We start from the raw sequence: 5,818 nt of genomic DNA on the forward strand, positions 1-5,818 counted from the left end.
GCGGCAATGGTGGCTTTCTAATGCTGGCCCGGCAAGCCGGATGGCAGGTGGAAGGGCTCGATTTCGACGCTGGCGCGGTGCAGGTCGCGCGCTCGCGCGGACTGGAGGTGCATCACGGCGGCATCGATGTGCTGGGCGAGCGCAGCGCCTGCTACGACGTGATTACCCTGTGCCATGTGATCGAGCATGTGCATGACCCCGCTGCCACCTTGCACAGCCTGCACGCACTACTCAAACCGGGCGGCGTATTGTGGTTGGATACGCCGAATTTGACCAGTCTCGGCGCCGTGCGGTTTGGACCCAATTGGCGCGATCTTGATCCGCCGCGCCATCTTGTCTTGTTCACGCCATCGAGTTTGACGAACAGTCTTGTCACTGCGGGTTTCAGTTCGTTCAAACAGCATTGGCGCGGTATGTCACTTTTCGATGTGTATGCGCCAAGTGAGGCCATCGCAAATGGAGGAACTGGACTCAACGCCAGCCACCAAGGCCGCCCTCCGCTGCGCGATGTTCTCGCCGAGTTACGCGAAATGGTGCAGCCCGCGCGTCGCGAATTCCTCACTCTTTCGGCACGCAAGTAAATCCGCATGCAGCCATCCGCCAGCAGCAGGGTGTTCGCCGTGGTCGTGGCCTATTTGCCCGATGCCGAGGTGCTGCGCGCGCTGCTCGATGCGCTGCGCGCGCAAACCTCGGGTGTGCTCGTGGTGGACAACACGCCCATGGACGACCGGCGCGTGGAGACGCTGTGCGCCGCGTTGCCGCATGACGCGCTGCGCTTGATCCGCCTGGGAGAAAACCTCGGCATCGCCCATGCGTTGAACGTGGGCATCGACGCGGCCTTGGCCGCAGAGGCCACGCATGTGCTGCTGAGCGATCAGGACAGCCTGCCCGCGCCCGACATGGTGGCCGAACTGCTGCGCGCGCAGGATGCGCTGACCCGTGCGGCGCGGCGCGTCGGTGCCGTCGGCCCCACGTATACCGACCGCCACACCGGCATCACCTTTCCATTCCAGGCCGAAGTGCCGGGCAAGTTCTTCTACGGCCACCGGCGACCCGATGCGACGCATCCCACCATCGAGGCGCTGACGCTGATCACCTCCGGCACCCTGATTCCCGCGCCGGTGCTGCGCGAGCTCGGGCCGATGCGCGAGGATTTTTTCATCGACAACGTGGACATCGAATGGAGCCACCGCGCCCGTGCGGCGGGGTTTTCACTGTTTGGCGTGGGCGCGGCGGTGATGTTTCACAGCATGGGCGAGCACGCGCTACGGGTGTGGTATTTCGGCTGGCGCCACGAGAGTGCGTACAGCCCGGTGCGGGTGTACTACCGCATCCGCAACTTCGTGGCGCTGTGCCGCCTGCCGTTGATTCCCTGGCGCTGGAAGTTGCGCAGTGGCTGGAACATCGTTGGCGTTGTCTATACGCAAACCGTGTTCGGCCAGCAGCGTGTGGCGGCGTTGCGCATGGCTGTGCGCGGACTCTGGGACGGCCTGCGGGGACGTATGGGGCCGTGGCGGGGGTGAAACGGGGCAGTTTCACGCCACCGCAAGCCGGGTGAACTGGCTGCGCGGCAACAGATGTTTGAAGTCCGCGTCAAAGCTGACCAGGTGCTCGCCTTGGTGCATGACGGCGGCGGCAAGCCAGGCATCGGGCACGGCGTTGGCGCTCAGCGCTTTGTCGGCGCACAGTTTGCGCAGCGCCTGCCATTCACCGCCCAAGGTGGACTGCTGCACGCCTGGTGCGGCGAGCAGGGCATCGACGAAGTGCAAGGCATCAAGCATCGGCGTCGGTTGCACGAACACTTTCGGATGCGTCACCAGCCGCAGGAAACTTGCGATCACCATGGGTTGCAGCGTCAGCACGGTCCCATGCGTGGCGTTGGCGACCGCCTGCTCAAGCCAGGACCGGGCCACGCCGTAATGCGGATGGTCGCTGCGCGAGGCGGCGACCAGCACGTTGACGTCAGGCGTCACGGTCCGCGGCGTCCAGCAGCGCCTTGTTGCTCAGACCGTCGAGCCCCGGAGTCAACCCGCCCTTGCCGCGATAGACCGGGATGCGGATGGCCTTGGCCTTGGTCGGAGCCTGACCCTCGCGCAAACGCAATTGCAGCCCTTCCTCGATCAAGCGCGTCAGACTGGTGCGCTGCTGCGCCGCAAGCGTCTTGGCCTGCGTCAGCAAAGCGTCTTTCAAATTGAGTGTGGTTTTCATCGGTTTCCAGTATGCATACAGATATCTGTATCTTATCGGCGGCACTGCGCTGTTTCAACACCAACCGGGGCCGAATTCTGTTTGCCGGGGAGTAGGAAATGGATACGGTGCTGCCCGCTGGCTCAGCGGATGTCAGGAGCGCCGTGGCGCAGCGGCATGCCGAGCTTGCGCAGGCGCGGAACCAATCGCGGCGGTAAGTGTGTGGCGCACCGGGGATGACATGACTGAACAAAACAAGCTAATATAGCCATAATGTCCAGCATAGCTAACTGATGTGGGAACCTTGCCATGATCACCGTCACTTCGGTCGAAGCCCAGAACCGCTTTGGGCAGTTGCTGGATACCGTGCAGCGCGAGCCGGTGGTCATTACCCGACATGGGCGTGCGGCAGCGTTCATCGTGTCGCCACAAGACATGCAGGACTTGCAGGCTCTGCAGGCGGCGCGGCGCAAGCGCAGCGAGGCGGTGGCGGAGTTCGAGGCCGCCTTCGCCAAGACCGATGCCCGGCTCACGCCCGCTGCTCGTTCGCTGACCGATGATGAGGTGCTGCGCCTGGTCAAAGAATCGCGATGAGCGACCGGCAACGGGTCGTCATCGATACCAGCACGCTGATTGGCGCGATCCTGCGCCCCGGCTCGGTTCCACGGCAGGCGTTTCTGGCTGCGCTCAGAACCTGCGAACTGTGCGTGAGCACCGCCACGTTGCATGAGTTGCGCGAGGTTCTGCAACGCCCCAAATTCGACGGCTATGTACCCCTGCAAGCGCGGCTGGATTTTGTGGTGCTGGTTTCAAGGCACTCGCAACTCTGGGAACCCGATGCGCAAAGCGAGCAGAAGGCGGCAGGCGCATGCCGAGATGCGAAGGATGCCAAGTTTCTCGCGCTTGCCCTGTCGTGCCGGAGCGTGGCCTTGATCACCAGTGATGCCGACCTACTCGTCTTGCACCCTTGGCAGGGGGTGCCGATTCTGACGCCAGCCGCGTTTTTGCAAAAAGCGGGCGAGTGAGTCTGCACTCAACGGATGTCCGGAGCGCCGTGGCGCAGCAGCATGCGAAGCTTGTGCGGCCACCAGCGGAAGCGGCGCATGTAACGCCAGCCTGAAAGCGACTTGCGCGCGCGCAAGTCGCGCCGCAGCGCCAGGATGTCGCCGTGCTGCCGCCAGAGATCGGGAAGGATCGCTCCGTAGATGCGCCGCACCTTGCCGCGCCCCGCACCACTCAGCCATAGAAATACGGCTTCCACACCCAGCAGCAGCGCGTGGAGGGGCAGCAGGATCAGCAGCGCCCACATGGGGTAGCACAGCAGCATCGCCGCGGTCTTGTTGCGCTCGCTGAGGGCGCGGCGGCGTGCCGTGGTTTTGAGCTTGTCATCCACCACCTTGCCGCCTCCGAGATTCTTGCCGATCCAGTGATCGAATCCGGGTGCATCCAGAACGCGTGTGGGATAGCCCAGCAGGCGCGCGGCCTGGCACAGGTAGATGTCCTCGGCGATCGACTCGAACCAGGGCGGAAAGCCGCCCACGGCTTCCCACACCGTGCGTGGCACCCACAGGCACGCGCCAGTCGCTGTGGCGACCTCATGCGTACCGATGGTGAACACCGGGATGGGATTCATGAACAGGTCGAACTCGTAGCCGCGATCCACCAGACTGCCATCATGGAGGGTGTATTGCGGCATGCCGAGCACGGCGGGATGCGATGTCCTCTCGGCTTCGCGCAGCAAGGCATCGAGACTGCCCTGGCGCAGCGTGGCATCGTTGTTGAGCAGCAGCAGGTAACGCCCTCGTGCTGCAGCAGCCATGCGGTTGTTGCTGATGCAGAAGCCGACGTTGTCGTGGCTTTCGATGACCCGCACGTCGGGATAGCCGCTGCGCACCAATGCGAGCGATGCGTCGTTGGAGGCATCGTCGTGCAGCAGCACCTCGAAGCTGCATTCGCAGTGCTGTGCGTATACCGATTGCAGGCAATCGCGCAGCACGCCCTCCCCGTTGTAGTTGGGAATGCAGATGCTGATGTCAGGCGGGGTGGTCGCGGCTTCGGTCATGGCTGCGCCTTGTGTGCTGCAAGCAGCCGTTGCAGCGCCGGACAGAGCTGTTGGGTGATGGTCTGCACCGAAAGCCGCTGCCGATAAAGCATTTGGCCGCGCTGGCCGATGGCAGGTAGTGCATCGCGATGCGCAGCACACCAGCGTAGGGCGCTGGCGAGCGCGTCGGCGTCAGCCTGCGGCACCAGCAGGCAGTTGTCCTTGTCGATGAAGCCTGAGGCTTCGTCGATGGCGCCAATGACCGTGGCCTTGCCCAGCGCGAGGCTTTGCGAGGCTTTGCCGGTGACCACGCGCCGCGCTTGCGGCGTGCCGCCGAACGGCCCGCCCAGGCATACATCGGCACGCGGAATTTCAGCGCCAACCAGTTCATCCAGCGGCACCCAGCGCCGATGGGCGTAGCGCGTGACGCCCCGTGTGGCGCACAGACGATGCAGGCGCTGTGCTTGTCTGACGCTGCCGCCAACAAAGTCGAACCGGATCGGCAAATCAGCCAGTTTTGCCGCGGCGGCGATGATCACATCGATACCGTGCAAGGGCAGCATCGAGCCGTAGAACAGCACCCTGAAGGGCGCATCGGTGGCAGGCGTGGCAGGTAATTCGGCAGACGCATTCGCCTCCACCGCACCCACGGGAACGGCCAGCAGTTTGTCCTGCGGCAGACCAAATTGCCTGACGTAGAACGCCACATGCTGTTGTGTGTCGGTCAGCACCAGGTCGGCGCGTCGCAAGATGCCGCGCTCGAACCGGTGCAATAGCGGTGCGAGCAGTCGGCCCAGGAAACCTGCCTTGTTTTCCTCGCGCAATGCGGCCGAGGGAGACATCAGCGCATCAAACACCAGCGGTTTGCCACGCGTGAGCCAGCGCACCGGCCAGAACATCTCGTGACCGCGAAACCCCAGTATGTAAATATCCGGCGCGTGTGTCTTGCGCAGTTGGCGCAGCGCTTGCCAAGTTTCGAAATAGCGCGCCAAGCCGGTGCTGTGATTGCGCGCCAACAGCAACTCGATGCCGGAACAGTCGCCCAGTGCGCGCTGCAGGCTCAGGCTGCGGATGTAGTTGGGGGCACGGTAGGCGAGGATGTAGGCAACCCGCAAAGCTCGCTTGTTGGTCGTGATGGTTGGGTCGGTGCCACTTTCAGCGTGGTCAATCATCGGCTTTGCATCCGCTTGGTGGCTATTCAGGCACGGTGCCTTGCCGGCACATGATTTTCCGACGGCCCCACGCCCCATGCCTCAAGCGGCAGGTCGTGCTCCAAGGCCAGGGCGTGGAGTTCAGCCACCGTATGCGCCTTGCACCAGCGGGCTATGGCCGCGTGGCTGGGGCCGCCGGCGACGGTGGCGAGTTGGGCGGCGAAGTGCGGCTCCAGCGCTGCCAGGGCGACCAGGCCGTCGCGGCAGGGGTGCACGGCGTAGCCGGGCAGGGCGCCGCCGAGCAGGCCGCCGGCCAGGGTGAGGCCGGCGCCGTGGGGCAGGGCGGCGAAGCTGGCGGCATCGGCCAAGGCCACTTGCAAGTGCGCGCCAGGCACGCCAGGCGCGGCGGGCGATGCATTGCGTGTGGTCCCTCCGCCGC

The 5,818-nt window shown here is 64.5% G+C and carries 8 protein-coding genes and 1 pseudogene; 4 read left to right on the top strand and 5 right to left on the bottom strand.

What is annotated here, in order from left to right:
- Together ACYCUK_RS22900 and ACYCUK_RS22905 are read left to right on the top strand one after the other, a co-directional pair.
- Positions 1 to 581, top strand: a 581-nt coding sequence (locus tag ACYCUK_RS22900) for a class I SAM-dependent methyltransferase (protein ID WP_461596915.1), incomplete at its 5' end; no start/stop codon positions are given.
- A gap of 6 nt (positions 582 to 587) precedes the next feature.
- Positions 588 to 1,523, top strand: a complete 936-nt coding sequence (locus tag ACYCUK_RS22905) for a glycosyltransferase family 2 protein (RefSeq protein WP_461596916.1) — start codon at positions 588 to 590, stop codon at positions 1,521 to 1,523.
- A gap of 12 nt (positions 1,524 to 1,535) precedes the next feature.
- Here ACYCUK_RS22905 and ACYCUK_RS22910 read toward each other — a convergent pair whose 3' ends face one another.
- Together ACYCUK_RS22910 and ACYCUK_RS22915 are read right to left on the bottom strand one after the other, a co-directional pair.
- Positions 1,536 to 1,973, bottom strand: a complete 438-nt coding sequence (locus ACYCUK_RS22910) for a TA system VapC family ribonuclease toxin (RefSeq protein ID WP_461596917.1) — start codon at positions 1,971 to 1,973, stop codon at positions 1,536 to 1,538.
- Entirely contained in the window at positions 1,963 to 2,208 is a 246-nt protein-coding gene (locus tag ACYCUK_RS22915) for a DUF6364 family protein (protein ID WP_461596918.1), read from the bottom strand. The genes ACYCUK_RS22910 and ACYCUK_RS22915 overlap by 11 nt, the downstream gene beginning before the upstream one ends.
- Positions 2,209 to 2,496: 288 nt before the next feature.
- Here ACYCUK_RS22915 and ACYCUK_RS22920 point away from each other — a divergent pair, with 288 nt between their 5' ends.
- Together ACYCUK_RS22920 and ACYCUK_RS22925 are read left to right on the top strand one after the other, a co-directional pair.
- Positions 2,497 to 2,781, top strand: coding sequence for a type II toxin-antitoxin system Phd/YefM family antitoxin (locus ACYCUK_RS22920; RefSeq protein WP_461596919.1), 285 nt, complete (start codon positions 2,497 to 2,499; stop codon positions 2,779 to 2,781).
- A complete protein-coding gene (locus ACYCUK_RS22925) occupies positions 2,778 to 3,212 on the top strand; it encodes a putative toxin-antitoxin system toxin component, PIN family (RefSeq protein ID WP_461596920.1) in 435 nt (144 codons plus the stop codon). The genes ACYCUK_RS22920 and ACYCUK_RS22925 overlap by 4 nt, the downstream gene beginning before the upstream one ends.
- 8 nt (positions 3,213 to 3,220) lie before the next feature.
- Here ACYCUK_RS22925 and ACYCUK_RS22930 read toward each other — a convergent pair whose 3' ends face one another.
- The 3 genes and pseudogenes from ACYCUK_RS22930 to ACYCUK_RS22940 all read right to left on the bottom strand — a co-directional run.
- Positions 3,221 to 4,249, bottom strand: coding sequence for a glycosyltransferase family 2 protein (locus ACYCUK_RS22930; protein ID WP_461596921.1), 1,029 nt, complete (start codon positions 4,247 to 4,249; stop codon positions 3,221 to 3,223).
- Positions 4,246 to 5,400, bottom strand: coding sequence for a glycosyltransferase (locus tag ACYCUK_RS22935; protein ID WP_461596922.1), 1,155 nt, complete (start codon positions 5,398 to 5,400; stop codon positions 4,246 to 4,248). The genes ACYCUK_RS22930 and ACYCUK_RS22935 overlap by 4 nt, the downstream gene beginning before the upstream one ends.
- 26 nt (positions 5,401 to 5,426) lie before the next feature.
- Positions 5,427 to 5,818: pseudogene (locus ACYCUK_RS22940) on the bottom strand (hypothetical protein); the annotation flags it as partial.

The sequence above is a fragment of the Thiomonas sp. genome (assembly GCF_054608695.1).